The sequence below is a fragment of the Brevundimonas sp. genome (assembly GCF_029946145.1).
In the GTDB taxonomy this organism is placed as follows: Bacteria; Pseudomonadota; Alphaproteobacteria; order Caulobacterales; family Caulobacteraceae; genus Brevundimonas.
Genome location: NZ_JAQSDY010000017.1, coordinates 40,907 through 66,451, shown reverse-complemented (window position 1 = coordinate 66,451; position 25,545 = coordinate 40,907). Strand labels below are relative to the sequence as shown.

The following is a 25,545-nucleotide window of genomic DNA, read 5'->3' as shown; positions in this document are numbered from 1 at the left end:
CCTTTTTCCGCGTATCCCGGCGAAAGCCGGGACCCGGTGTTTTGGGCGCTCCGGGCGTTGAGCGTGATCACCGAACGCATGTCCTGAAACGCCGGCGTCAAGCTGGACAGAACCGGGTCCCGGCTTTCGCCGGGATGAGCGGAATTTTGTGCGCGTGACCCAACCCTTCGACGCCGCCCAGGACCTGACCGACGCCCCGCGCACCGACGGCCGTCAGACGCCGAAAGACGCCGCCACCCTGATCCTGACGCGGGTCCGCAAGGGCGCGCCCGAGGTGCTGATGGGCCGCCGCGCCCCGGGCCACGTCTTCATGGCCGCCAAATGGGTCTTCCCCGGCGGCCGCATCGACCGTTCGGACTTCGGGGCGGCCTCGGCCAACGATCTGCCCAGCCCCGAGATGATCCGCCTGACCCGCGAGATGCCGGCCCGCCGCGCCCGCGCCCTCGCTCTCACCGCCGTCCGCGAAACCTTCGAGGAAACCGGCCTGCTGCTGGCCGAGCCCGCGCCCGTCGCCTCGGTCGCCGGGCCGTGGCGCGAGTTCCGGGCCGTCGGCGCCCTGCCCGATCTGGCCGCCCTGTCCTACGTCGCCCGCGCCATCACCCCGCCGGGCCGGTCACGCCGTTTCGACGCCCGCTTCTTCATGGCCGACGCCAGGGCCCTGCTACATCCCGAGCCGACCGCCGGCTCGGGCGAGCTGGACGAGATCGCCTGGCTGCCGCTGGACGAAGCGCGCGCCGTCGACCTGCCGGCCATCACCCGCTTCGTCCTGGGCGAGGTTTCGGAACGGCTGGCGCATCCCGCCCGGCCACTGCCCTTCGTCCGCATGGTGCGCGGCCGGCATGTCGTCGAACATCAGGACTAGGATTGATCGAGAGATCCTTGGCCACTCATCAGAAGCAGGCGAGACGGATAGTGCATAAAGGAATTTATTCCTTTGTTCGGCCTTGACCGTCAACCACCTTCCCCCATCTGTGAGCGGCGAAAACGGTCTTTGAAAACTCAGCGATGGGTGCGGCGCGCAGCGGCGCCCTGGACGGAGAATTTCCGATAATCTGGCGCTCTGGCGTACCCCGGAACCTCGGACGTCACCTTAGCTGATTGATTTCAGTGAGATTTGTGTTTGGCACGGTGGCGCGGTGGCACGCCGAATTCGCAAAACCGTGCCACAGGTCGGTCTCACCGCCCGACGTCAAGCGGGTCTAGGCCCCGGCCTTCGCCGCCGGCCGCGCGTGGCAGGCCTCCAGCCAGCGGGCCAGATGGGTCAGTTCCTCCGGCGGCCGGTATTTGATCAACCGCGCGAAATCCAGACCGACCACGGCGACGATGTCGGCGATGGTGAACCGGTCCTCGGCGAGGAACTCATGCTCCGCCAGACGGCGGTCCAGGGTCTTCATGAATTTCTCGGCCGCCGCCCGGTTGTAGTCGGCCAGTTGGGGCATCTGCGCCGCTTCCAGCGCGGCCAGGGCCGGGTGCGAATGACGGACGGTCAGCATGATCGGATTAGCCAGATAGAACTCGCAGCGCCGCGTCCACATCTCGATCACCGCCTGTTCGCGGGCGTCGACGCCGAACAGGTTGGGCTCGGGATACAGGGACTCCAGATAGCGGCCGATGGCGATGGACTCCGAGATCGTGGTGCCGTCGTCCAGCTCCAGCGCCGGCACATGGGGCACGCCGACGCGAGCCCGGTACTCGGGCGTCTTGTGCTCGCCGACCATGATGTCGATCTCGACCAGATCGACATCCTCTATGCCCTTCTCGGCCATGACCCAGCGCACGCGGCGGGGATTGGGGGCGCGGTGCGAGGTGTAGAGCTTCATCGTGCGGTCTCCGGGGTCAGCGGAATATGGCGGCGGGCATCGCGCCCACAACCGCCGCCGTCATCAGCGTGGCCAGAAAACCGGCGAACAGCCCCTTCCACACCAGGCCCAGCACCTCTTCCCGCCGCTCGGGCATCAGCACGCTGAGGCCCGTCACCGTGATGCCCACCGAGCCGATATTGGCGAAGCCGCACAGGGCGTAGGTCATCAGCATCCGCGTCCGCTCGCTCATCTCCCCGGCCGGGATCCTGCCCAGTTCGATGAAGGCGACGAACTCGGTCAGGGTCAGCTTGACCCCCAGCAGCCAGCCGGCCTTGCCCGCCTCGGACCACTCCACTCCGGTCAGCCACGCCACCGGCATGAACAGCCAGCCCAGCATCCGCTCGACCGTCACATGGTCCCCGAACAGCCAGAACCCGCCCAGCATTACATTGACCAGGGCGACCAGCGCCACGAACACGATCAGCACCGCCGAGATGTTCAGCACCACCATCAGGCCGTCCGAGGTGCCCTTGACGATGGCGTCGATGGCGCTGTCGTACTTGAGCGCGGAGTCATACTCGGCATGCGCCCCGCCCTGCCCGGGCGTCTCCGGGATCATGATCCGCGCCAGCAGGATGCCCGCCGGCGCCGAGACGATCGAGGCGACCAGCACATGCCCCGCCGCGTTCGGCAGCACCGGCCCCAGGATGGCGGCATAGGCCACCATGGTCGATCCGGCGACGGTGGCCAGCCCGACCACCATCATCAGGAACAGCTCGGACCGGGTCAGCTTGTCCAGATAGGCCCGGATCACGATCGGGCTCTCGATCATGCCCAGAAAGATGTTGGCCGCCACCGCCAGGGCCGAGGCCCCGCCCAGGCCCATGGTGCGCTGGAACAGGATGCCGAAGCCGTGGGTGATCCACTTCAGCACCTTCCAGTGCCACAGCAGCGCCGACAGGGCCGAGATCACCAGGATCAGCGGCAGGACCTGGAAGGCGAAGGTGAACAGGGCTCCGTCGTTGGTCACCGCATAGGGCTGGTCGCCTCCGGCCAGATAGCCGAACACGAACTGGGTCCCCCGCTGCGTCGCCGTGTTCAGACCGTCGACCGCCCCGGTGACCGCCGCCAGCACATTCTGCGAGCCCGGAATGGCGAACAGCGCCAGCACCAGCGCCGCCTGCACCGCAATGGCTCCCAGCGTCAGCCGCCACGGAAAGGCGCGCCGGTTCTCGGACAGCGCCCAGCAGGCGGCGACGATGACGGCGAGCCCGAGCAGGCTCTGGAGATTCAGCAGGCTGAACATGGACGACAATCCCCGCCGACTCCCCGCCGACCTCGTCCCGTTGAACGCGAGACGGACCGCTCTGACAAGAGCCCGAGGGGCTAGAGCCGCCGCACCAGCCGGCCGTAGTCTTCCATCAGGCCCAGACTGAGGGCGCCGGGGGTGAACCGGTATTCGCCGATCTCGCTCACCGGCGTCACTTCGGCGGCCGTGCCGGTGACGAAACATTCGCTGAAGGTCGCCAGCTCCTCGGGCCGGATATGACGCACGACCACCTCGATGCCCTTCGCCTTGGCCATCTCGATGATGGTCTGACGGGTGATCCCGTCCAGGATGGCGTCGACCGGCGGGGTGTGCAGCACCCCGTCCTGGACGAAGAAGACATTGGCCCCGGTGGCCTCGGCGACATAGCCGCGCCAGTCCAGCATCATGGCGTCGGCGTAGCCGCGCTTTTCGGCCGCCGTCTTGGACATGGTGCAGATCATGTACAGACCCGCCGCCTTGGCCGCCGAGGGGGCGGTCATCGGGTCGGGCCGGCGCCATTTGGCCCATTCCATGCGGATGCCCTTCGCCTTGGTCTCGGCGTCGAAATAGCTGGGCCACTCCCAGACGGCGATGGCCACGTGGGTCTTGTTGTGCAGGGTCGAGACGCTGACCTGTTCCGGGCCGCGATAGGCGACCGGGCGGACATAACAGTCGGACAGCCCCATCTTCTCGCAGGTCGCCTTGCAGGCGGCGTCGATCTCGGCCACGCTGTACGGAAGGTCGAAATCCAGCAGGTTTGCAGAACGCTTCAGGCGTTCGCTATGCGGGGTCAGCTTGAAGATTTCGCCGCCATACATACGCTCCCCCTCGAAGACCGACGAGCCGTAGTGAAGGGCATGGGTCAAAACGTGCGTTTTCGCTTCCCGCCAAGGCACGAAATCGCCGTCCATCCAGATCCAGCCGTCACGATCGTCGAAAGGAACGAAGGCCATTGAATAACGTCTCCCGCGAAGATCACCGGGTTAGAGCCCCCCGAACCGCTCAGGTCAACGCCTGCAACGGCCTCCGGGCCGCATCCGCATGAGCGACGTGCGTTCCCATGGGCGATCCGGCCCGATCGCCGGCCCCGGCGCCGGCCGGCACCTGCTCGTCGTCGACGACGATGACCGCATCCGCGAGCTGCTCAAGGAATTCCTCGCCCGGGAAGGTTACCGCGTCACCGGCGCCGCCCACGCGGCCGCGGCGAAGCGGATGATGGAGCTGATCGAGTTCGACCTGGTCGTGCTGGACGTGATGATGCCGGGCGAAAGCGGCTTCGACCTGACCACCTGGGTGCGGTCCAAGGCCGAGACCTCGAAAACGCCCGTCCTGCTGCTGACCGCGCGCGGCGATCCCGATGACCGGATCGAGGGCCTGTCGCGCGGCGCCGACGACTATATGTCCAAGCCCTTCGACCCGCGCGAGCTGGCGTTGCGCGTCGACGCCATCCTGCGCCGCACCGGCGGCAAGCCTCTGACCCCCCGCGAGATCAAGCTGGGGCCCGCGGTGTTCGACATGGAGCGGCTGGAGTTGTCGCGGGACGGCAAGCCCCAGCGCCTGACCGAGGCCGAGGCCCAGCTGCTCAAGACCTTGGCCATCCACGCCCACTCCGCCGTGGAGCGCATGAGCCTGTCGCCCGACACCGCCGACATCACAGGCCGCGCCGTGGACGTCCAGGTCACCCGCCTGCGCCGCAAGCTGGAGGCCGACCCCAAGAACCCGCGCTACCTCCAGACCGTGCGCGGCGTCGGCTATATGCTGGCTCCGGACTGACGACGTCATGAGGCTGCTTCCCGCCAGCCTCTGGCCGCGATTCCTGAAGCGGCGTCTGCCGACCTCGCTGTGGGGCCGGTCGTTGCTGATCATCGTCCTGCCCGTGCTGGTCATGCAGGTGGCCGTCACCTGGGCCTTCTTCGACATGCACTGGCAAACGGTGACCGCCCGCCTGTCCGACGGCCTCGCCGGCGACATCGCCTGGGCCGCCGAGAGCTGGCGCGATGACCCCACGCCGCAGAACATGGCCGTCATCTCCGAGCGGGCCCAGCGCGCCATGTCCCTGTCCATCGCCCTCCAGGACGGCGCAACCCTGCCCGACGAACACCGGCGCGGCCCCGTCGGCGTCGTCGACCGTACGCTGGAGAAGGCGCTGGCCGCGCGGCTGGACCAGCCCTTCTGGTTCGACACCACCCGATACCCCGCCTATGTCGACATCCGGGTGCAGCAGCCGCAGGGCGTGCTGCGCATCATCGCCCCGCGCGAGCGCGCCGTCGCCACCCAGGCGCACATCTTCGTCCTCTGGCTGCTGATCGCGACGGTCCTGCTGATGAGCGTGGCCATCCTGTTCATCCGCAACCAGGTCCGCGCCATCGAACGGCTGGCCGAGGCCGCGGAGGCCTTTGGCCGGGGCGAGACCCATGAACGATTCAAGCCGCACGGCGCGCGCGAGGTCCGGGCCGCGGCTGTCGCCTTCCTGGCCATGCGTGAGCGCATCCAGCGCCATATCGACCAGCGTACCGCCCTGCTGGCCTCGGTCAGCCACGACCTGCGCACGCCCCTGACCCGCCTGCGGCTCGAACTCGCTCTGGCTCCCCCGTTCAAGCGCGCCGACGCCATGCGCGGCGACATGGACGAGATGGAGCATATGATCGACGAATACCTCGCGTTCGCCCGCGGCGAGGCCGGCGAGGCGGCGCAGCCCATCTCCCTGTCCGAGTTGCTGGCCGCCGCCGCCGACGACGCCCGCCGCGCCGGGGCCGAGGTCGAGGTCGCCGTGCCGGAAGGTCTGACGGCCTCACTGCGCCCTCTCGCCTTCAAGCGCGCCCTGGCCAATCTGACCGGCAACGCGGCGGCCCATGGCGAGCACGTTCGGCTCAGCGCCCGCGCCCTGCCCTCTGGCGGGCTGGAGATCGCGGTCGAGGATGACGGCCCCGGCATTCCCGAGGACATGCACGAAGAGGCCTTCCGGCCGTTCTCCCGCCTCGACGCCTCGCGCAACCAGAACCACAAGGGCGTCGGCCTGGGTCTGGCTATCGCCCGCGATGTCGCGCGCAGCCACGGTGGCGACATCACCCTTGAACGCAGCGACCTGGGCGGGCTCAGGGCCCTGATCCGCCTGCCGGGCTGATCAAATTTCGCTACGCCGCTGGTCAAGCGTGGCCTTAAGGATCATCTTTCGTCCGACGGGGGACATGGAGGATCGACATGACCAGACTCGCCTGCCTTGCCCCCCTGGCCGCCGGCCTCGCCCTGTGGGCCGCTCCCGCCATGGCCGACCCCGCTTCCATCAACGTCATCCTCGGCCCCGACGTGCTGGAACGCGCGGACGAACTGGGCGAGCGTGAGGTCCAGGCCCAGGCCTCGCGCCTCTCCGACGTCGTGCGTCAGACACTGGCCCGGCGCGGCGCCCTCGATGGCGCCGAAATCAACCTGACCCTGACGGACCTGAAGCCCAACCGTCCGACGATGCAGCAGATGGCGGACCGGCCCGGACTGGACGGCATACGCAGCATCTCGATCGGCGGCGCGACCATCACCGGTCACGTGACCACCGCCGACGGCCTGATCCATCCGGTGGAATACGACTGGTACTCGACCAGTATCGCGGACGTACGCGGCTTCGGCATCTGGCAGGACGCGGATCGCGCCTACAGCCGTCTGGCCAATAATCTGGCCGTCGGACGCTACCAGACCCGCTAGAACGACCGCGCCCGTCGGACAGCGGCGGTGACGGCCGTGGTCGCCGCACGCTGCAGATCGCCGCTCGCCGACATGGCGTCCAGGCCCGCCCGGGTGGTTCCGCCCGGCGAGGCGATGCGGGCGATCAACGCCTCCAGCGCCTCATCCGTCTCGACCCCTGCCCCGGCGGAACGCAGGGCGCCCCGGGTCAGCCGTCGCGCCGCCTCCCTGGACAGCCCCTGCGCCTGCCCCGCCTCCGCCAGCGCCTGAACGAACGCATAGATGAAGGCCGGAGCCGAACCGGCGACCGCCGTCGCGGCGTCGATCTGGGCTTCCGCCTCCAGATCCACCACGTCGGCCATGGGCGAGAACAGGTCTCGCGCCATCTCGCGGGTCTCGGAATCGGCTGACCACAGGGCAGCGACGCCTCGCCCCTGAGCCACCGCCGTCGTCGGCATGACCCTCGCCGCGGCCCGTCCGGCGGCCTGGGCGATATCCGCCGCCGGAACGCCCGCCATTACTGACACCAACTGCGTCCGCTCGCCGAGATGAGCGACCAACGGCTCGAGGGCGGCTCGCCACATGGCGGGTTTGACCGCCAGTACGAGGGCCCGCGCGGACCCCAACTGATCCATCGGCGGATTGACCCTCGCTCCGCGCGCCTTCGCAGCCTCGGCGGCCGGCTTGTCTGACGGCGTGAGGATGATGAGGTCGAAAGGCGCGACCGCACCCGTCTTCAGCCAGCCCTCGACGATCGCGGAACCCAGCCGGCCGCAGCCCAGAAGGACGACAGGGCCGGAGGAGGCGGAAGGAGTCATGGCCGTCAGGCCGTGCCGACGGTCTCGAACAGGCAGGCGTCGATCGCCTCCTGCGGCTTCTTCGATCCGCGGATCATGAAGTCGAAGGCGGGGTAGTACCGGTCCGCCGCCTCGACCGCCGCATCGATCATCGACGCGGCCTGGGCCAGGGTCGGACGCTCGCCCATCGGCAGGGCCAGCGAGTGGCGGAAGACGATCTCGCCGTCCTCGGCCCAGACTTCGAAATGACCCATCCAGGTGCGCTGGTTGATCAGGCCGACCAGCTCATAGGCCGCGGCGCGCCGGGACTTCTTGGCCTGAAGGTCAAGAGCGCAGCACAGCTGCAGGCAGTCGCCCTCCGGCCGCCAGGCGAACCACAGCTCGTAGTCCTTCCAGTCACCGGCCAGGGCGAAGGCCAGATCGCCTTCGTCGGTGCGATCGAACGGCAGGTTTTCGGCCACCAGGACGTGCTCCACGACATCCAGCGGATCGTAGGGAACATCGACTTCTTCGGGCCGTACAACGTCCATCAGGCACTCCCCGGGCGCGACTCACGCCCCGTCACGTAACGGTAGGCGGGTTCGCAGATTCGGCTCAACCGGCTGCGTCCTGAGGGGGAACCGACCCTGTGGACGTTCCCGTGGCAGGCTTTTTTGCCGCCTTTGCAGGGGATTTCAGGACCGCGATCTCGGCGCGCAGGGCGGCGATCTCGGCCTTCAGGGCGTCGAACTCGTCGCGGCGGACCAGGTCCATTTCCGCGACCATGCGATCCGTCTGTGCCCGGAAGGCCGTCTTCGCTTCTTCGCCCGCCGCCTGGGCCAGGCCCATGGCGCCGGTCGTCAGCTTGGCGAACTCGTCGAGGATGGGATTGCGCGTCTGCATCTGCGGGCTCCGGCTCGAACGGGCGAGCGTCGTTAACGAAGGTTCACCCGATATGGTGAACGAAACCTTGCTGTCGATGCGACCTATGGCCTGATTTGGGCGCCGGTGGGCGCCGTGTTGCGGAAATTTCAGGGACGCGCCCCGCGGCGCTTGCTAAACCGCCCGTCAAGAACCGCCGACAGGAGCGCCCGTGCAATTTCCCGAGTTCGATCCGGTGCTCCTCAGCATCGGCCCGCTGGATATCCGCTGGTATGCGCTGGCCTATGTCGCCGGCATCGTCCTGGGCTGGTGGTATGCCGCCCGTCTGGTGAAGGCCAACGCCCTGTGGCAGCCGGCCAGGCCGCCGGTCACGACCCTGCAGCTGGACGATCTGATCCTCTACATCACCCTTGGCATCATCCTGGGCGGCCGCCTGGGTTATGCCCTCTTCTACCAGCCCGAGCTCTACGCACAGATCTTCACCGGGGCCGGATGGAGCGAGCGGCTGGCGCTGTTCCGTCTGTGGGACGGCGGCATGTCCTTCCACGGCGGCCTGATCGGGGTGTCGGCCGCGATCGTCTGGTTCGCATGGCGGCACAAGATCCGCCTTCTGAGCCTCGGCGATCTGGTCGCCCCCGCCGCGCCGATCGGCCTGTTCTTCGGCCGCCTCGCCAACTTCATCAACGGGGAGCTGTGGGGCCGCGAGACGACGGTTCCCTGGGCCGTCCGCTTCTGCAACGACCGCATCTACCAGCTCTACAACGGCTGCCCCGCCGGTGACGTGCCGCGACACCCCAGCCAACTGTATGAGGCCGGTCTGGAAGGCCTGCTGCTGTTCGCCGTCCTGTGGTTTGCGGTCCACAAGGGTCGGCTGCTTTCCAAGCCCGGCTATGTGACGGGCATCTTCCTGTTCGGCTACGGCCTGTCCCGCGCCCTGCTGGAGAATGTGCGACAGCCCGACGCCGGCCTGGACAACCTGCCGCTGGGCCTGACCATGGGCATGATCCTGTCGATACCGATGATGATCGCCGGGGCCGTGCTGATCTGGCGCGCGTGGAGCCGGCCGCCCGCCGCCGTCTGACGGATGAGCGCTTCGCCCATGTCGCTTCGGGACAGACTGGCGCGTGAGATCGCCCTGACCGGGCCGATGACGGTGGCCGACTATGTCGCCCGCTGCCTGCACGACCCCGAGGGCGGCTATTACGCCACCCGACCCGCCATCGGCGCGACCGGCGACTTCGTCACCGCACCGATGATCAGTCAGATGTTCGGCGAGCTGATCGGCCTCTGGGCGGTCGAGCTGTGGCAGAGGCTGGGCGCGCCGGAACGCATCCGGTTGGTCGAGGTCGGCCCGGGCGATGGAACCCTGATGGCCGACGCCCTGCGCGCGGCGAGGCTGGCCCCCGACTTCCTGGCCGCCGTCGATCTGGTCCTGATCGAACCCAGCCCTCCCCTGCGCGCGGCCCAGGCGCGGATGCTGAACGACAGCGACGTTCACCCGCGCTGGGTCAAGGACCTGAACAGCGTCGAGACCGACGCCCCCGTCATCCTGATCGCCAACGAGGTGCTGGACTGCCTTCCGGCGCGCCAGTTCGTGAAGACGGAGGATGGCTGGGCCGAACGCCGCGTCGGCGTCACCGACGCCAGGGAAGGCGGGGGCGGCCTGACCTTCGGGCTGGTGCGGATCACGGGCGGCTTCACACGACCGGTGTTCGAAGTGGAGCCGGGCCAGACGGTCGAGATCTCGGACCAGCAAGCCGCCTTCGGCCGCGACGTGGCGACCCTGGTCAAGGCGGCCTCGGGCGCGGCCTTGCTGATCGACTATGGCCGCGCGCGGCCCGAGGCCGGCGACACGCTCCAGGCCCTGCGGCGGCACCGGAAGGTCGATCCGCTGGAGACGCCGGGCGAGGCCGACCTGACCCAGTGGGCCGACTTCCCGACGGTGCAGGAGGCCGCCGTTCGCGCCGGGGCCGACGTCACCGGAACCCTGGGCCAGGGCGAATTCCTCCGGCTGCTCGGGATCGAAGCCCGCGCCGACCGGTTGAAGGCGGGACGGCCGGACGCGGCGCCCGTCATCGAGCGCCAGCTGGCCCGCCTGACCGACGACGACCAGATGGGAACCCTGTTCAAGGCCTGCGCGGTCTTCTCGCCCCGCAGCCTGGTGGTCCCTGGCTTCGAGGAATGAGCATGACCCTGTCGCCCCTCACCCATCCGCTGCTGGACAAGGCGGGCGTCCGCCATGGCTTCTTCACCCGCCAGGGCGGCGTCTCGACCGGCATCCACGACAGCCTGAACACAGGCCTCGGCTCCACCGACGACCCGGCCGCCGTGGCCGAGAACCGCCGCCGCGTCGCCGCGCATATGGGCGGCGCGCCTGATGATTTCGCCGCCTGTTACCAGATCCATTCCAGCCTCGCCCGCGTCGCCGAGGCCGGCTGGAAGGGCGACCGGCCCGAGGGCGACGCCACCGTCACCGCCGCGCCCGGCGTGATCTGCGCCGTCCTGACCGCCGACTGCGCCCCCATCCTGTTGGCCGATCCCGAGGCAGGGGTGGTCGGCGCGGCCCACGCGGGCTGGAAGGGCGCGCTGGACGGCGTCGTCCACTCCACCGTCGCGGCCATGCGGGCGCTGGGGGCGGAGCCCCGGCGCATGGTCGCCGTCGTCGGCCCGTGTATCGCCCAGGCCAGCTATGAGGTCGGCGCGGACTTCCAGAACCGGTTCGACCACCATGATCCCGGCGGCGGCCGCTTCTTCGCGCCGGGCGCGACGCCGGACAAGCGGCTGTTCGACCTGCCCGGCTTCGTCTTGTGGCGTCTGGAACAGGCTGGCGTCGGCGACGCCGCCTGGACCGGTCACGACACGCGCGTCGACGAGGCGCGGTTCTTCTCGAACCGCCGCGCCTGGCTCAACCGAGAGCCCGACTTCGGACGGCTGATGAGCGCGATCACCCTTCCCTGATCCCTCTCCCGTTGGGAGAGGGCTTGAGCGCACGACGGCGCCAGCCGTCGTTCTTGCGCGAAAGGGTGAGGGTCGTCTGTCAGCGGGCGGCGTCGCCGCTTCACCCGACCGACCCTCATCCGGCGCTGCGCGCCACCTTCTCCCAACGGGAGAAGGAAGAGTCGGTACGCCGGCCGTAGCCGTCGTCGCTCAATTCCCGAATTCGGCATTCGAAATCCCACGGAATCCGTATCCGAATTCCCCGGCGTCCAGCGGGCTGTTTTCAGCCCGCCATCGCCAGCTCGGGAGCCCCGGTCACCTCGCGCCACGCCTGGGGATTGGCCAGCAGTTCGCGGACCAGCAGGTTGTTGATGGCGTGCCCCGCCTTGACGCCCTCGTAGCGGCCCAGCAGGGGCGCGCCCAGCACGTACAGATCGCCGATGGCGTCCAGCGCCTTGTGCTTGACGAACTCGCGTTCCATCCGCAAGCCGCCGGGATTCAGGATCTGGTCGCCGTCGATGACCACGGCGTTCTCCAGCGAACCGCCGCGGGCCAGTCCGGCCTTGCGCAGGGCCTCGACCTCATGGGCGAAGCCGAAGGTCCGGGCGGCCATGATCTCGTTGCGGAAGGTTTCCTCGTCGACGACGAAGTCCACCACCTGATTGCCGATCACCGGCGTGTCGAAGTCGATCTCGAACCGCATCTCATAGCGGTCGCAGGGCAACAGGGCGGCGGACTTGTCGCCGTCCTGAACCCGGATCGGCTCAAGGATCTCGATATAGCGGACCGGGGCTTCCTGACGGCGGAAGCCCGCGCGGTCCAGAAGCTGGACGAATTGCAGCGCCGAACCGTCGAGGATCGGCAGCTCGGGCCCGTCCACCTCGACCACGGCGTTAGACACGCCCAGGGCGGAGAAGGCGGCCATCAGGTGTTCGATGGTCGACAGACGCACGCCGGCGGCGTTCTCGATCATGGTGTTCAGGCGGGCGTCGACGACGGCCTCGCCCGAGACGGGGATGCGGTTGTCGCGGTCCTTGATGTCGGTCCGCACGAAGACGATGCCCGTGCCGACCGGCGCCGGACGCACGGCCAGACGCACCCGGTCGCCCGTGTGCACGCCCACGCCCGCGATGATCGCGGGGGCGACGGTCGTCTTCTGGCGATGGTCGTAGCTGACCGGCAAACTCAAGCTCTTTCAATTGCGATGTCCGCACCACGTGCGGAGTACGCCCCAGCAACCGTCTAGCGACGGCTTCGCAACAGCGAAATGAAAGTCGGGTTTCCGATTGTTTCGGTTTTCGTAACCGTACCGGACGTGAAAAGCCCCGGAGCATGAGCTCCGGGGCTTTCCTCAATCAGTCAGGCGACCTCAGTTGGCGAGGCGGCGCAGGAACGACGGGATTTCCAGATCGTCTTCCGCCGGACCCAGCTCGGGCTCGGGAGCCGGCTGGGCCTGGGTCGTCGGGCGCATCTCGGTCATCCGGGACTCGGTCGGACGCGATTGCGGATAGGTCGGCTGCGCCGGCTGGCGCTTGCCGCGGCCGAACAGGCTCCAGCCCGACTTGCGGTGATCGCGGTCGTCGTACTCATCATAGGCCGGCTCTTCCCGGCGCGGTTCCGGCTGCGAGGCGGCGCGTTCCGCCGAACGGTCCATATATAGATCGCCCTGGGCCACCGGAGCGGTCGTTTCGGCGGCCGTACGGGCGCGCGGCGAGGATTCATACTCCTCGACCCACGGATCGACGATCGGCTCGAGGGTGCGATCCTCGGCGACGTGGATCACCGGTTCCGGACGTGGTTCGGGAGCGCGGGCCGCAGCGCCGAAGGTCGGATGGCTGGACTGAAAGGTGGGGACGATCGGCGCGGACTCGGTCTGGCGCGGAGCCTCGGCGCGAGCCGGCTCGCGAACGGGCTCGTGACGGACCGGCTCGGCCCGCGAGGCAGCGTAGGGGGCAGCCGGGCGCCGGGTGTCAAACGCAGAGGTTCCGGTCGACGGCGCGCCCTTGGCGGCGGCCAGGTCTTCCATGCCCGTGGCCACGACCGAGACGCGGATCTTGCCGTCGAGGGCCGGATCGAAGGCGGCGCCGAAGATGATGTTGGCGTCAGCGTCCACCTCGCCGGCGATGGCGTTGGCGGCCTCGTCGACTTCCAGCAGGGTCATGTCCATGCCGCCGGTGATGTTCACCAGCACGGCCTTGGCGCCCTTGAGCGAAGTCTCGTCCAGCAGCGGGTTGGCGATGGCGTTCTGGGCGGCCTGCAGGGCGCGGTCCTCGCCCGAGGCCTCGCCCGTGCCCATCATCGCCTTGCCCATTTCGGACATGACGGCGCGGACGTCGGCGAAGTCGAGGTTGATCAGGCCCGGCAGGATCATCAGGTCGGTGATCGAACGCACGCCCGAGTGCAGCACCTGGTCGGCCATGCCGAAGGCGTCGGCGAAGGTGGTGCGCTCGTTGGCGACGCGGAACAGGTTCTGGTTCGGAATGACGATCAGGGTGTCGACGTAGCGTTGCAGCTCCGCGATGCCGGCGTCGGCCAGTCGCATGCGGTGGCGGCCCTCGAAGGTGAAGGGCTTGGTCACCACGCCGACCGTCAGGATGCCGCGGTCGCGGGCGCATTTGGCGATCACGGGCGCCGCACCGGTGCCGGTGCCGCCGCCCATGCCGGCGGTGATGAAGACCATGTGGGCGCCGTCCAGGTGCCCGTAGATTTCCTCGGCGGATTCCTCGGCGGCGTTCATGCCGACCTCGGGGTGGGCGCCGGCGCCCAACCCTTGGGTGATCGTCTCGCCCAGCTGGACGCGGCGGTCGGTCTTGGCGAACGACAGATGCTGCGCGTCGGTGTTGGCGACGACGAACTCGACCCCTTCAAGGCCGGCGTCGATCATGTTGTTGACGGCGTTCCCGCCCGCGCCGCCGACGCCGAAGACGACGATACGGGGCTTCAGTTCCGTGTGTTGCGGACGCACCAGCGAGAGAGACATATTCTTATCCGACCTTATCCGACCCTGCCCTTGCCGTACCCCGATGCGATTCCCCGCCGATTCGCATTGGTTATGAGCGCGTTAAGGAAACACCCGAACTGCTTAAGGGAGTGTTACCCGATAGGCTGAGTCGGGCCGGAGGCCATGGATTTCGTTAACCTTCACCGCAGTTTTCAACACTGCGGACAACGAAAAGGGGCGGCTCTCGCGAGCCGCCCCCGATCGTCTTCCTGCCGAAAGGCAGGCTGGTCCTAGTACGGCGTGTAGTTGAAGCCGATGAAGAAGCGCGTCCCGTAGGGGTCGAAGTTGCTGACCAGGGTTCCCGCGAGGTAGCGGGCCTGTTCGGCGTCGAACGCGTTGACCACGCCGGCGCGGATCGACACATCGTCCCGCGCCTGCCACCGGACGGTGAAGTCGTGGCGGGCGAAGTTGCCCGTGTCGAGCGTATCGAGCGGACGGCTGTCCAGGTTGTTGACCTGGTCGCGCATGTAGACGCTGTTCTGGGCCGTCTGCCAGTCGACCGTCCAGTTCACGCTCAGCGTATCCGTGGGCGAATAGGTCAGCGACGAGGTCAGGCGAACCCGCGGGAAGAACACGGTGCTCGAGTTCTCGGTGCCGTCGGTCGGATCGGCGGCGTTGAGGAACTGCTCCTGTTCGATCAGCCAGAGGCCGCCCACCGAATAGTCGAGACGGCCCCAGTTGCGGCCGGTCAGCTCTTCGAGGTCGACCGAGTAGCGGGCTGCGAAGTCCAGACCGCGGGTGGTCAGGGCGGCGTAGTTGATCGAGCCCTGGATGAAGCCGCCGATCGGATCGCCCGCCGGACCGCCGATGTAGAACTCACGTCCCGCGGTCGGGTCGCGGCGGAAGATGGTGTTGCAGGCCGCCGCGTTCAGCGTGGCGCCGTTGACGCAGTTGTTGACGGCCGTCTGGGCCGAAACCGCGGCGATGACGTTGGTGATCTCGATCTCGTAGTAGTCGAGAACGATGCTGAGGTTGGGAATGAAGCGCGGCTCCAGCACCGTCGAGAAGGTGAAGCTTTCCGACTCTTCCGGCGTCAGGAAGGGGTTGCCGCCGTTCACGCCGGCGACGCCCGAGGTGTAGATCGGCACGAAATCGTCGGTGTTGGTGGGCGTCGCGCCAGCGAAGTCGAAGGTCCGGCCTTGCGCGGCGGCTAGGGCGGTGCAGTTGCTGATCCGGTTATTGCGGATTTCGGCGTTGGACTGCGCCAGGATGTTCTGGGTGGAGCAGGGATCGACCACGCCGTTGAAGAACGTCTGTGACAGCGGCGAGAAGTTCTCGGCCAGGTTCGGCACCCGGATGGAGGTGTTGAAGCTGGTCTTGAAGGCGATGTCCTTGATCGGACGATAGACGAAGTTGACGCCGTAGACCTCCTGCTCACCGACCGTCGTATAGTCGGCGTAGCGGTAGGAGCCGCTCAGTTCGGCATATTCACCCAGCCAGCTGTCGCGGAACAGGGGGATCGAGAGTTCGGCGAACAGTTCGTCGGACTCATATTCCGAAGCGGGGAAGTCGGCCCCCGTGTTCAGCAGCAGCAGGCGGTCGCCGGTCGTCGCGCTACGGCCGACACCGACCGCGAACTCCCGACGGTGTTCGCCGCCGATGGCCACGCCGATCGCACCGGCGCCCCAGAAGTCCCACAGCTGGCCGGACACGGCGCCCAGCAGCTGCTCTTGCTCGTTGGTGTGGGACACGGTGATGTGGGCGTCGATGTAGTCCAGAGCCGCCTGGCTCTGATTGCCCTTGCCGAAGACGTTCAGCGGCACGCACTCGTTCAGGGCGCGCTGCCCCTCCGCGGTGTCACGAAGGTCGTCGCCGACCGTACCGGCGCGGCCGATACGGAAGTCATCGCGCAGGCCGCCGACGCCGCCCGGGGTGGTGCGGGCGGGGTTGGCCGCGGCGAGCAGCCGCGCGCGGCAGACAATGGCGCCAGGGGTGCCCAGAACGCCGGCGTTGTCGCGAACCGCATCGGCGGCCAGGGCCCAGCGCTGCGAGTCCACGCCGCGTTCGATGTTCTGGTTGCGGGCCTCACCATAGACGTAGGACAGATCCCAGTTGATGTTGTCGACGAACCACAGGCTGTCGATCGAGCCATCCAGGGCGAGGACATAACGCTCGACCTCGCGATGGTTGTCCTGGCTGCGCTGCGGACCGAAGGCCGAGTGACGGGCCCACTGACCCGCGATCGGCGCCAGGGCCGCGCCGGGCGTTGTCGCCGTCGGGGCAGCGTAGTTGGTGATGGTGTTCGCGGCGATGGCGGCCGCCACGTTCGCCGGCAGATAGGCGTTTGTATCCCAGCGCAGGTCGAACTGGGTGCTGGCCCGCAGCTGGTTGACCTCGCTGTTCGTGCGGGTGCTGTTGTTCAGGAAGACGTCGAAGAAGGTCGGCTGGCTCGTGAAGTAGGTGTCTTCCGAAACGATCTTGTATTCGGCGGTCAGGTTGATGCTGTCCGTAACCGCGAAGTTCGCACCGACCTGATAGCGCTGGGACTCCGATTCCGGCGTACGCGACTCGGCGGCGAAGCTGTTCACCGGTTCGCCGTCGCCACCGATGTTGTGGCCGCGGTTGGAACCGACATTGCCCAGACGCTGACCCAGGTTGGCGAGGCGCGCGGTCGCGCCTTCGTACACATAGGTCTTGGTCGGGTCGATGCTGAAGCAGCTGGCGCCGTTCACAGTCGTACAGTTGGCCAGCGGCACGTCAGGATCGTTCAGCATGCTGGGCTGCTGGGCGTTGGCCAGGGTGGTCTGGCCCCAGCGCGGACGGTCCAGGCGGGTCACGTTGCTGAACACGACCGTGTCGAGGTTGCCGTCGTTCGGCAGCGCCGCCGCATCGGCGTCGATCCCGATAGCGCCGAACGTGTAGCCGTCCCGGAGCCAGTCCATGTCCATCGACTGGATTTCGTCGTTCTTGTCATATTCGCCGTGGGCGTAGACGTTCAGACGATCGTCCAGGAAGTTGGCGCCGGCCAGAACCGAGAAGCGGCGGTTGGCCTGGCCGTCCTGGTTGATCATGCCGTAGTTGGCGTCGATCTCGAGACCTTCGAAATCACGACGCAGCACGAAGTTCAGCACGCCGGAAACGGCGTCGGCGCCGTAAACCGACGAGGCGCCGCCGGTGACGATCTCAATGTTCTCGATCAGCAGGCGGGGGATGCTGTCGATGTCGACGGCCAGGTTGCCCTGGGCCGCGCCGACGTGGCGACGGCCGTCAACCAGGGTCAGGGTGCGGCCCGAACCCAAGCTGCGAAGGTTGGGAAGCGACAGGCCGCCGGTGTTCAGGTTGCCGGTCGTATCCGACGGCACCGTCGAGTTCGACAGGGCCGGAAGGGTCGCAAGATAGTCGATCACCGACGTCTGGCCCGTGGTCAGCAGCTGTTCGCGGTCGACCTGGATCAGCGGCGTCGGCGCATTGGTGGGGTCGCGGCGGATGCGCGAACCGGTGACGACAACTTCGTCGATCTCGGTGGCTTCCGGCTCCTGCGAAACCGGAGTCTGCTGGGCGAAGGCCGGAGCCGTGACAGCCATGACGCCCGCGAGGATCGTCGAACCGAAGAGGTACTTGCGCTTGAGAAGCATGATGTTTGGCCCCAGCCGAAGAATGGATGCAGTAGGCAGCATCCGCCTCACGGCGAATTCTGCTTCGGATAGCCAAGCTAGCAGCAATGATCGGAGCGACAAGCATTGTGGCCGCTCGAACACCACTCCGGGATATCGTTGTTACAATCTGGACACAGTGTCGCCATGAGATCGACAAGCGCGCCTCACCGTCTGGCCCCGGCGGCAGAGGAGTTCAGAGGTTTTCGCGTAACCAACCGGCTGCGCGCGCCACAATCCCGCCTTGATGGATACGCGGAGCGTCCGCAGCCGAGAGTTGTCTGGACATCAGCTTGCGAGCCGAAACCGCTTCGCGCGGGCCATAGGCGGCGCGGAGCAGAACACCTGCGGCCGAGCAGAAGGCCGGGCCGGACGCCGCGTCAGCCAGGTGAGGCGCGCGCTGGGGCTTGCCCAGACGCACGGGACGATCGAACACGCGCACGGCCAGTTCGCGTACCCCGTTCAGCTGGCTGGCCCCGCCGGTCAGGACCAGGCCGGCGCCCGGTTCCAGGCCCACGCCCGCGTTGCGCAGACGGTCGCGCAGGAGTTCCAGGGTCTCCTCGACGCGGGGGGCGATGACGGTCTTCAGCATGGCGCGCTGGACGAAGATGGGGCCCGCCGACGGATCCTCGCCGCGCGGCGGGGCCTCCAGCATCTCGCGGTCCTCGTTGGCGCTGGCCATGGCCGAACCGTGCAGGGTCTTGAGCCGCTCGGCGCCCGCCTTGGAGGTGGACAGGCCGCGGGCGATGTCGGCGGTGACGTGGTCGCCGCCCACGTTCAGGGATTCGATGTGCAGCAGGGAGCGTCCGCCCCAGACCGCCGCCGAGGTCGAGCCCCCGCCCATGTCGATGCAGACGCAGCCGAGATCCATCTCGTCGTCTTCCAGCGCCGCCAGCGACGACACCACCGGCGCCGCCGCCACGCCCTGGAGGTCGAGATGCGCCAGTTCGAGGCAATGACTGAGGCCGTTGAAGGCGCTCTCCGACATGGAGACGACCAGCAGATCGAGGCCCAGCGAATGGCCCTTCATCGAGCGGGGATCGTGCACGCCCCGGGCCCCGTCCACCGACCAGGCAATGGGCAGGACGTGGATGGGCCGGCGGTTGGGCAGGCGGATCTGGGCCAGGGCCATGGCGATGGCGCGCGCCAGATCGGCGTCTCCGACCGGCGTGGCCCCCAGCGAAACCCGGGCCTGAACCCGGTGGCTGGCCATCTGGCCGATGGCGGTAGTGACGACGACGCCCGAGACCGGCGAGCCGGCGGCGCGTTCGGCCCGCTCGACCGCGTGACCGATAGCCTGGGCCGCCTCGTCCATGTTGACGATGCCGCCGCCGCGCACGCCGCGCGACTGGACGTGCCCCGCCCCCGCGACTCGGATGGTGCGGTCGGCGTGACGCACGCCTTCGGGCTTCATGATGAAGCAGGCGACCTTGGACTGGCCGAGATCCAGCGCGGCCACGACCGGCGCGCGTCCTGCGGCGCCCTTGGCGCCGTCCACAGTTTTGTCCACAGACCGTCCGGCCATAAGCGTTCCCTACCCTACGCGGCGCCGGCAGAGGGCCGGACGGCGACCTCCCCCGGCGTTCTCAGATCGATGCGGTCGAAGCCCAGTTCCAGCAACCGCTCGCGCTGGTTCAGCGCATCCAGCTGGATCAGGGCGGCGTCCTGGTCGGTGGCGGGCAGCTGGATCAGGCTGCCGTCCTTCAGTCTCAGGTCCCAGCGGCGTTCGTCGACACGCACCAGCGCCTCAACCCGCGCCTGCAGGCCGGGGCGTTGGGCGATCAGCGGCAGGACCTCGGAAGCCGCCTGTTCGGCGCCCTTGCCGACGACCAGCGGAAGGTTGGGGTAGCGGCCGGCGTCGGCGCCGGCGATGATCACGCCATGGCTGTCGATCACCATGTTGCGGCCGCCCGCCTGCCAGACGGCGAGACGGTCATGCTCGGTGACATGGACGATCAGGGTGTTGGGCAGAAGGCGCACCACGCGGGCGCCCTTGACCCAGCCAACCGTCTCGACGCGCTTGCGGACGGCGTCGAGGTCGATCGAGGTCATGGGTTGGTCTGCGTACAGCTGCACGGCGCGCTGGATGGTGGCGGTGGCCTCGGGGGACTCGCCCTCGATGAAGACCTTCTCGAGCTTCAGCCCCATGCCGGCGGCGGCTCCGTCGACGCCGTGACTGATCGAGGCGCCGATGCGCTCGGCGCGAGCGCCGGTCGCCAGAACGCCCGCCAGAACGACGACGCCGGCGACGATGGAAACAATGACCGCGCGAGGAGACAGGTCGAGGCGGCCCAGCGCCGCCATCTTGCCCGGCGTGGCCTGGGCATTGCGGGGCGCACGCCCGCGCCCCTGTGATCTGGGAGCCGCGCCGCGTTTTGCAGGCTGGTTCGAACTCTGTCGCCGACCGCCGCGAACTACCGCGGGCATGAGGCGTCCTCCACCATCCACCGTACCAGGGTTTTGTAGTCCATCCCGACATGGGCGGCCTGCTCGGGACTGAGCGAGGTCGGCGTCATGCCCGGCTGGGTATTGACCTCCAGAAGGACCAGTTCGTCCTTAATATCGTCATAACGAAAGTCCGATCGCGACACGCCGCGGCAGCCCATGGCGGTGTGCGCCAGCTCGGATTCCCGCAGCGCCCGCTCGAAAACATGCGGCGGCAAAACCGCCGGCAACACATGGCTGGAGCCGCCCGGGGCGTATTTGGCCTCGTAATCGTAGAAGCCCTTGGCCGGGGTGATGTCGGTGATGGTCAGGGCCCGCGGCCCCGACTTCTCCCCAAGAACCGTGACCGCCAGTTCCTTGCCTGCGATGAAGGGCTCGACCATCACCTGCTCGCCCCAGGTCCAGCCGGCCTCGCCGGGCGCCGCGCACGGCGGCTCGCCCTCGCGCACCAGATAGACGCCGACCGACGAGCCCTCGGCGTTGGGCTTGATCACATAGGGCGGCGGGATGACGTGGCCGCGCGCCACCTCATGCCGGTCGAACAGGCCGCCGCCGGGCACCACGACGCCCGCGGCGCGGAGCACGGCCTTGGACTTGTCCTTGTCCATGGCGAGGGCCGAAGCCAGGACGCCGGAGTGGGTGTAGGGGATGGCCAGCGTCTCCAGCACGCCCTGGACGCAGCCGTCCTCGCCCCATGCGCCGTGCAGGGCGTTGAAGACGACATCGGGTTTCAGCTCAGCCAGTACCTGGACCAGGTCGCGTCCGGCGTCGACGCGGGTGACCTTCCGGACCTGCCCTTCGAGGGCGTCTGCACACATCTTGCCCGACGACAGGGACACCTCCCGTTCGGACGACAGCCCGCCCATCAGGACGGCGACGTGCAGGTCTGCGAACGGGCGGGTCATGCGGGGATCAACTCAGAGCGGGCGGCCGATCCTCTTGATCTCCCATTCGAGGTTTACGTTCAGTTTACTTTGAACGTCCGCGCGCACGGCGTCTCCGAGACCTTCGATATCCGCGGCCGTCGCCTCACCGGGGTTGATCATGAAATTGCTGTGCAATTCGCTGAACATGGCCCCGCCGCCGGTGGCCTTGAACAGTTTCCCGCGCCAGCCCGCCTCATCGACCAGCTTCCACGACGAATGACCCGGCGGGTTCTTGAAGGTCGAGCCGCCGGTCTTCTCGCGGATCGGCTGGGTCAGTTCGCGGCGCGAAGTGATTTCGGCGATCTTCGCCGCCACGGCCTCGGCATCGGCCGGCGTCCCCCGGAAGGTCGCCTCGATCCAGATGATATCGGCCGGCGCCTCCGAGTGGCGATAGGTGTAGCCGAAGTCGGCCAGCGCATATTCGACCCGCTCGCCCGACCGCGTCACGCCGCGCGCCGACACGAGGATGTCCTTCGTCTCGGCGCCATAGCAGCCGGCGTTCATGGTCAGGGCCCCGCCGATGGTGCCCGGAATGCCCGCATAGAACTCCAGCCCGCCGATCCCGGCCTTGGCCGAAGCCCTCGCCACCATGGAGTCCAGCGCCCCCGCCCCCGCCGTGATCGTGTCGCCCTCGGTCGTAATGCCCGCGAAGGGTCGCCCGGCCAGCCGCACCACCACGCCCTCGACGCCGCCGTCGCGGACGATGACGTTGGAGCCCACGCCCAGAACGGTCACGGGCGTTGTCGGGTCCAGCGCCTTGAGGAAGTCAGCCAGATCGTCGCCATCAGCCGGGATGAACAGCACGTCGGCGTTTCCGCCCACCCGGAACCAGGTGAACGGCCCGAGAGGCTCGTCCCGCAGCAGCTTGCCGCGCACGGCGGGAATGGTGTCGCGCCAGACCATGCTAATTTCCGTGCATCCCCGCGAAGGCGGGGACCCAGGTTTTGGCCGCCCCGCAGACGGTGGAGGTTGCGAGATCGCACAATCCAGCAATACCGTCGCAGCTCAAGCCTGGGTCCCCGCCTTCGCGGGGATGCACGGTGAGAAGAGTCATCAGCCCAAGGCCTCCAGCTGCCCCGGCAGGGCATAGGCCCAGGCGGTGATGTCGCCGGCGCCCAGCAGGACGACGAGGTCGCCCGACTTCGCTTCGGCTGCGATCACCCCCGGCAGAGCCTCGACGCTCTCCAGCGCCTGCACCGACCGGTGGCCGAAACGGCGGATGCCCTCGACCAGCGCATCCTTGTCGATCCCCTCGATCGGCGTCTCGCCCGCGGCGTAGACGTCGGCCACGAACACCGCGTCGGCATCCGAGAAGCAGGTCGAGAACTCCTCCATCAGCGATTCCAGCCGGGTGAACCGGTGCGGCTGGACCACCGCGATAACGCGGCCCTCGGCGACCTGACGCGCGGCCTTCAGCACCGCCGCGATCTCGACCGGGTGGTGTCCGTAGTCGTCGACGATCCGCACCCCGCCGACCACGCCCGTGGTGGTGAAGCGCCGCCGCACGCCGCCGAAGCCGGCGAGACCCGCCTTGATCGCCTCGTCCGACACGTCCAGCTCGCGCGCCACGGCGATGGCGGCCAGGGCGTTGGCGACATTGTGCCAGCCGGCCATGGGCAGGTGCAGGCCCTCGATCCGGGTCGGCTCGTCGAGGGCGGCGAGGCCCTGTTTCTGGATCACCACGTCGAAGCGGCAGCCGTCGGGCTTCATCTCGACATTGTCGGCCCGGACCATGGCCTGGGGATTGACGCCATAGGTGACCAGCCGCCGGTTATCGATCGAGGCCACCAGCCGCTGCACCTCGGGATGGTCGAGGCAGACGGCGGCGAAGCCGTAGAAGGGGATGTTCTCGACGAAGTCCACGAACGCCTTCCGCACCCCGTCGAAGTCGCCGTAGTGGTCCAGGTGCTCCGGGTCGATATTGGTGACGATCGCCACCGTGGACTTCAGGCGCAGGAAGCTGCCGTCGCTCTCGTCGGCCTCGACCACGATCCAGTCGCCGTCGCCGACCTTTGCGTTGGTGCCATAGGCGTTGATGATGCCGCCGTTGACCACCGTCGGGTCCAGCCCGCCGGCGTCGAGGATGGCCGCCACCATCGAGGTCGTGGTGGTCTTGCCGTGGGTGCCCCCGACCGCGATCGAGAATTGCAGCCGCATCAGTTCGGCCAGCATCTCGGCCCGGCGAACCAGCGGGATGCGGCGTTCCCGGGCGGCGACCATCTCGGGATTGGTCGGCTTGACCGCGGTCGAATAGACCACCGCCGAAACGGCGTCGCCGATGTGGGCCGCGTCGTGGCCGATGAAGATCCGGGCGCCCAGCGTCTCCAGCCGTTCGGTGTTGGCGCTGGCTTTCGCGTCCGAACCCTGAACCGAATAGCCGATCTTGAGCATGATCTCGGCGATGCCGCTCATGCCGATGCCGCCGATGCCGACGAAATGAACGGGGCCGAGGTCGAAGGGTACGGGGCGAAGGCGAGCGATCATCCCAGCGGATTAGCAAGGGTCGCGGCGGAATGCATCACCCGCTTTTCCCCTCCTTCTCACCTCCCGAAGAGAAGGAAACGGCGGCGACCTCAGTCCTCGGCCACGAAATCCTGGGCGAACTCGGGGGCGTCCTCGTCGCCGGGCAGCAGGGGCGCGTCGTCGTCGTCCGAGGGCCGCGACGGGTCGGGGACCTCGAAGCCGACGGGGATGGACAGGTCCAGCAGGCCCGCCGCCTTCATCTCCTGCACGCCAGGCAGGTCGTAGAGGCTGGCGAGGCTGAAATGTTCGAGGAATTTGTCGGCCGTCGCATAGGTGACCGGGCGGCCGGGCGTGCGGCGGCGGCCCTTCAGCCGGACGAAGCCCATCTCCAGCAGCAGATCCAGCGTGCCTTTTGAAAGGGAAACGCCGCGCACGCTCTCGATCTCGGCGCGCGTGCAGGGCTGGTGGTAGGCGATGATGGCCAGGGTCTCGAGCGCCGCCTTCGACAGCCGGCGCGGCTCCTCGCGCTCTTCGGTCATCAGGAAGCCGAGGTCGGCGGCCGTGCGAAAGCGCCAGCGGTCGGCGACGCATTCCAGCTCGACGCCGCGGCCCTGATACCGTTCGCGCAAGGCCGAGATCGCCCCGCCGACGTCGGCCCCCTCGGGCAGGCGCCGTGCGAGTTCCGCCGCCGACAGCGGTCCGGCCGCGGCGAACAGCAGGGCCTCGACGCGGCGTTCGATCTCTCCGTGATCAGGGGCGAACTGGATCATCTAGGTTCCGCTCATCCCGGCGAAAGCCGGGACCCAGTGCTTTGGGCGCTCCGGCGGCGCCGGGGCTGCGTTGACCCCTATCCCACACACCCTGCCCCAAGAAAGGACTGGGTCCCGGCTTTCGCCGGGATGCACGGGAGGGGAAGTCAAGGCATCAACTCCAGCGGCTGGCCGCGCCCGCGCCGCTTCAGATACAGTTCGGCGAAGGCCTGCGCCTGTTTCACGTCCATCGCCCCCTCCTTCACCAGCTCCAGACTGGCCGACAGGGTCGAGGCGGTAAAGCTGGCCTGGGTCGGGCCCTCGGCCTGGCTGTGGGCGGGCGCGACCTGTTCCAGCGGCGTCCATTGCTCCAGCCGGGGCAGGATGTCCCGCAGCCAGTCCCGCGCCGCTTCCAGCCCGAAGGCTTCGACGCGCTGGCCGGGGTTGTACTGGCGCTGACCCTCGCGCCGGCGCTGGGTCACATAGGCCGCCATCAGTTCGTACAGGCTGGCGTCGATCCGGTCGGACGGCACGATCACCGTCGCCTCGGGGTCGCCGCGGGTGAAGACGTCGCGCTTCAGCCGGGGCCGGCTGGTGATGGCCTCGACCGCCTTGCGCATGGCTTCCAGCTTCTGCAGCCGGAAGGCCAGGGCGGCGGCCATCTCCTCGGCCGGCGGCTCCTCGCCCTTCTTGTCGGTGCGGGGCAGCAGCAGGCGCGACTTCAGATAGGCCAGCCACGACGCCATCACTAGATAGTCCGCCGCCAGGGCGAAATTCCGCCGCCGGGCCTCGTGGACGAAGGCCAGATACTGTTCCGCCAGCTTCGTGATCGACAGCTTCAGCAGATCGACCTTCTGCGTCCGCGCCAGCGCCAGCAGGACATGCAGCGGTCCTTCATACCCTTCCAGATCGACCACGAAGGCCTCGCGGTCGTCGACCTGTTCGGCGGCGGTAAAGTCCAGATTGGGCTGGAAGGCGTCGGTCATG

The 25,545-nt window shown here is 68.2% G+C and carries 23 protein-coding genes; 7 read left to right on the top strand and 16 right to left on the bottom strand.

Annotated elements, in window-relative coordinates; all coding sequences use genetic code 11:
• Window positions 1-154: 154 nt before the first annotated feature.
• Entirely contained in the window at window positions 155-862 is a 708-nt protein-coding gene (locus PSV23_RS07480; protein ID WP_370461018.1) for an NUDIX domain-containing protein, read from the top strand.
• Window positions 863-1,199: 337 nt separating this feature from the next.
• Here PSV23_RS07480 and PSV23_RS07475 read toward each other — a convergent pair whose 3' ends face one another.
• The 3 genes from PSV23_RS07475 to PSV23_RS07465 all read right to left on the bottom strand — a co-directional run bounded on the left by PSV23_RS07475 (window position 1,200) and on the right by PSV23_RS07465 (window position 4,064).
• Entirely contained in the window at window positions 1,200-1,820 is a 621-nt protein-coding gene (locus PSV23_RS07475; protein ID WP_300467460.1) for a glutathione S-transferase, read from the bottom strand.
• Window positions 1,821-1,836: 16 nt separating this feature from the next.
• Window positions 1,837-3,108, bottom strand: coding sequence for a NupC/NupG family nucleoside CNT transporter (locus PSV23_RS07470; protein WP_300467458.1), 1,272 nt, complete (start codon window positions 3,106-3,108; stop codon window positions 1,837-1,839).
• A gap of 80 nt (window positions 3,109-3,188) precedes the next feature.
• Window positions 3,189-4,064, bottom strand: coding sequence for a branched-chain amino acid aminotransferase (locus PSV23_RS07465; RefSeq protein WP_300467456.1), 876 nt, complete (start codon window positions 4,062-4,064; stop codon window positions 3,189-3,191).
• A gap of 88 nt (window positions 4,065-4,152) precedes the next feature.
• On the opposite strand from PSV23_RS07465, the gene PSV23_RS07460 reads away from it, so the two are divergent.
• The 3 genes from PSV23_RS07460 (at window position 4,153) to PSV23_RS07450 (ending at window position 6,807) form a co-directional block, all read left to right on the top strand.
• Window positions 4,153-4,884 (top strand): response regulator transcription factor, encoded by a 732-nt coding sequence (locus tag PSV23_RS07460; protein ID WP_300467454.1) that lies wholly within the window; start codon window positions 4,153-4,155, stop codon window positions 4,882-4,884.
• 7 nt (window positions 4,885-4,891) lie between these two features.
• Window positions 4,892-6,235 (top strand): ATP-binding protein, encoded by a 1,344-nt coding sequence (locus PSV23_RS07455; RefSeq protein WP_300467453.1) that lies wholly within the window; start codon window positions 4,892-4,894, stop codon window positions 6,233-6,235.
• Between the two features lie 77 nt (window positions 6,236-6,312).
• On the top strand, window positions 6,313-6,807 hold the full coding sequence (locus PSV23_RS07450) for a hypothetical protein (RefSeq protein WP_300467451.1): 495 nt from the start codon (window positions 6,313-6,315) through the stop codon (window positions 6,805-6,807).
• Here PSV23_RS07450 and proC read toward each other — a convergent pair.
• The 3 genes from proC to PSV23_RS07435 all read right to left on the bottom strand — a co-directional run bounded on the left by proC (window position 6,804) and on the right by PSV23_RS07435 (window position 8,465).
• The gene (gene proC, locus PSV23_RS07445; RefSeq protein ID WP_300467449.1) at window positions 6,804-7,604 is read right to left on the bottom strand and encodes a pyrroline-5-carboxylate reductase; all 801 of its coding nucleotides are present in this window, start codon (window positions 7,602-7,604) and stop codon (window positions 6,804-6,806) included. The genes PSV23_RS07450 and proC overlap by 4 nt on opposite strands.
• A 5-nt stretch (window positions 7,605-7,609) precedes the next feature.
• A complete protein-coding gene (locus PSV23_RS07440; protein WP_300467447.1) occupies window positions 7,610-8,113 on the bottom strand; it encodes a YbjN domain-containing protein in 504 nt (167 codons plus the stop codon).
• A 64-nt stretch (window positions 8,114-8,177) separates the two neighbouring features.
• Window positions 8,178-8,465, bottom strand: a complete 288-nt coding sequence (locus PSV23_RS07435; protein WP_300467445.1) for an accessory factor UbiK family protein — start codon at window positions 8,463-8,465, stop codon at window positions 8,178-8,180.
• A gap of 190 nt (window positions 8,466-8,655) precedes the next feature.
• On the opposite strand from PSV23_RS07435, the gene lgt reads away from it, so the two are divergent.
• From lgt to pgeF, 3 genes are read left to right on the top strand one after another with little or no spacing between them, the layout of a single operon-like run.
• On the top strand, window positions 8,656-9,525 hold the full coding sequence (gene lgt / locus PSV23_RS07430; protein ID WP_300467443.1) for a prolipoprotein diacylglyceryl transferase: 870 nt from the start codon (window positions 8,656-8,658) through the stop codon (window positions 9,523-9,525).
• A gap of 18 nt (window positions 9,526-9,543) precedes the next feature.
• The gene (locus tag PSV23_RS07425; protein WP_300467441.1) at window positions 9,544-10,629 is read left to right on the top strand and encodes a class I SAM-dependent methyltransferase; all 1,086 of its coding nucleotides are present in this window, start codon (window positions 9,544-9,546) and stop codon (window positions 10,627-10,629) included.
• 2 nt (window positions 10,630-10,631) lie between these two features.
• Window positions 10,632-11,402 carry a peptidoglycan editing factor PgeF gene (gene pgeF / locus PSV23_RS07420; protein WP_300467439.1) on the top strand — a complete coding sequence of 257 codons (771 nt, stop codon included), beginning with the start codon at window positions 10,632-10,634 and terminating at the stop codon, window positions 11,400-11,402.
• A gap of 262 nt (window positions 11,403-11,664) precedes the next feature.
• Here pgeF and lpxC read toward each other — a convergent pair whose 3' ends face one another.
• The 10 genes from lpxC to PSV23_RS07370 all read right to left on the bottom strand — a co-directional run bounded on the left by lpxC (window position 11,665) and on the right by PSV23_RS07370 (window position 25,544).
• Window positions 11,665-12,564 (bottom strand): UDP-3-O-acyl-N-acetylglucosamine deacetylase, encoded by a 900-nt coding sequence (lpxC, locus tag PSV23_RS07415; protein WP_300467787.1) that lies wholly within the window; start codon window positions 12,562-12,564, stop codon window positions 11,665-11,667.
• Window positions 12,565-12,750: 186 nt separating this feature from the next.
• The gene (gene ftsZ, locus PSV23_RS07410; RefSeq protein ID WP_300467437.1) at window positions 12,751-14,361 is read right to left on the bottom strand and encodes a cell division protein FtsZ; all 1,611 of its coding nucleotides are present in this window, start codon (window positions 14,359-14,361) and stop codon (window positions 12,751-12,753) included.
• Between the two features lie 251 nt (window positions 14,362-14,612).
• Window positions 14,613-17,957 carry a TonB-dependent receptor domain-containing protein gene (locus PSV23_RS07405; protein ID WP_300467435.1) on the bottom strand — a complete coding sequence of 1,115 codons (3,345 nt, stop codon included), beginning with the start codon at window positions 17,955-17,957 and terminating at the stop codon, window positions 14,613-14,615.
• Between the two features lie 214 nt (window positions 17,958-18,171).
• The gene (ftsA, locus tag PSV23_RS07400; protein WP_370461015.1) at window positions 18,172-19,500 is read right to left on the bottom strand and encodes a cell division protein FtsA; all 1,329 of its coding nucleotides are present in this window, start codon (window positions 19,498-19,500) and stop codon (window positions 18,172-18,174) included.
• A 14-nt stretch (window positions 19,501-19,514) separates the two neighbouring features.
• Window positions 19,515-20,402 carry a cell division protein FtsQ/DivIB gene (locus tag PSV23_RS07395; protein ID WP_300467431.1) on the bottom strand — a complete coding sequence of 296 codons (888 nt, stop codon included), beginning with the start codon at window positions 20,400-20,402 and terminating at the stop codon, window positions 19,515-19,517.
• Window positions 20,390-21,325: a D-alanine--D-alanine ligase gene (locus PSV23_RS07390; protein ID WP_300467429.1), complete on the bottom strand. Its 936-nt coding sequence runs from the start codon at window positions 21,323-21,325 to the stop codon at window positions 20,390-20,392. The genes PSV23_RS07395 and PSV23_RS07390 overlap by 13 nt, the downstream gene beginning before the upstream one ends.
• Window positions 21,326-21,337: 12 nt before the next feature.
• Window positions 21,338-22,249 (bottom strand): UDP-N-acetylmuramate dehydrogenase, encoded by a 912-nt coding sequence (gene murB / locus PSV23_RS07385; RefSeq protein WP_300467427.1) that lies wholly within the window; start codon window positions 22,247-22,249, stop codon window positions 21,338-21,340.
• A 150-nt stretch (window positions 22,250-22,399) separates the two neighbouring features.
• Window positions 22,400-23,830, bottom strand: coding sequence for a UDP-N-acetylmuramate--L-alanine ligase (murC, locus tag PSV23_RS07380; protein ID WP_300467425.1), 1,431 nt, complete (start codon window positions 23,828-23,830; stop codon window positions 22,400-22,402).
• A gap of 89 nt (window positions 23,831-23,919) precedes the next feature.
• Window positions 23,920-24,579, bottom strand: a complete 660-nt coding sequence (gene scpB / locus PSV23_RS07375) for an SMC-Scp complex subunit ScpB (protein WP_300467422.1) — start codon at window positions 24,577-24,579, stop codon at window positions 23,920-23,922.
• A 146-nt stretch (window positions 24,580-24,725) separates the two neighbouring features.
• Complete coding sequence (locus PSV23_RS07370) at window positions 24,726-25,544, bottom strand: ScpA family protein (RefSeq protein ID WP_300467420.1); 819 nt, start codon at window positions 25,542-25,544, stop codon at window positions 24,726-24,728.
• Window position 25,545 lies beyond the last annotated feature (1 nt).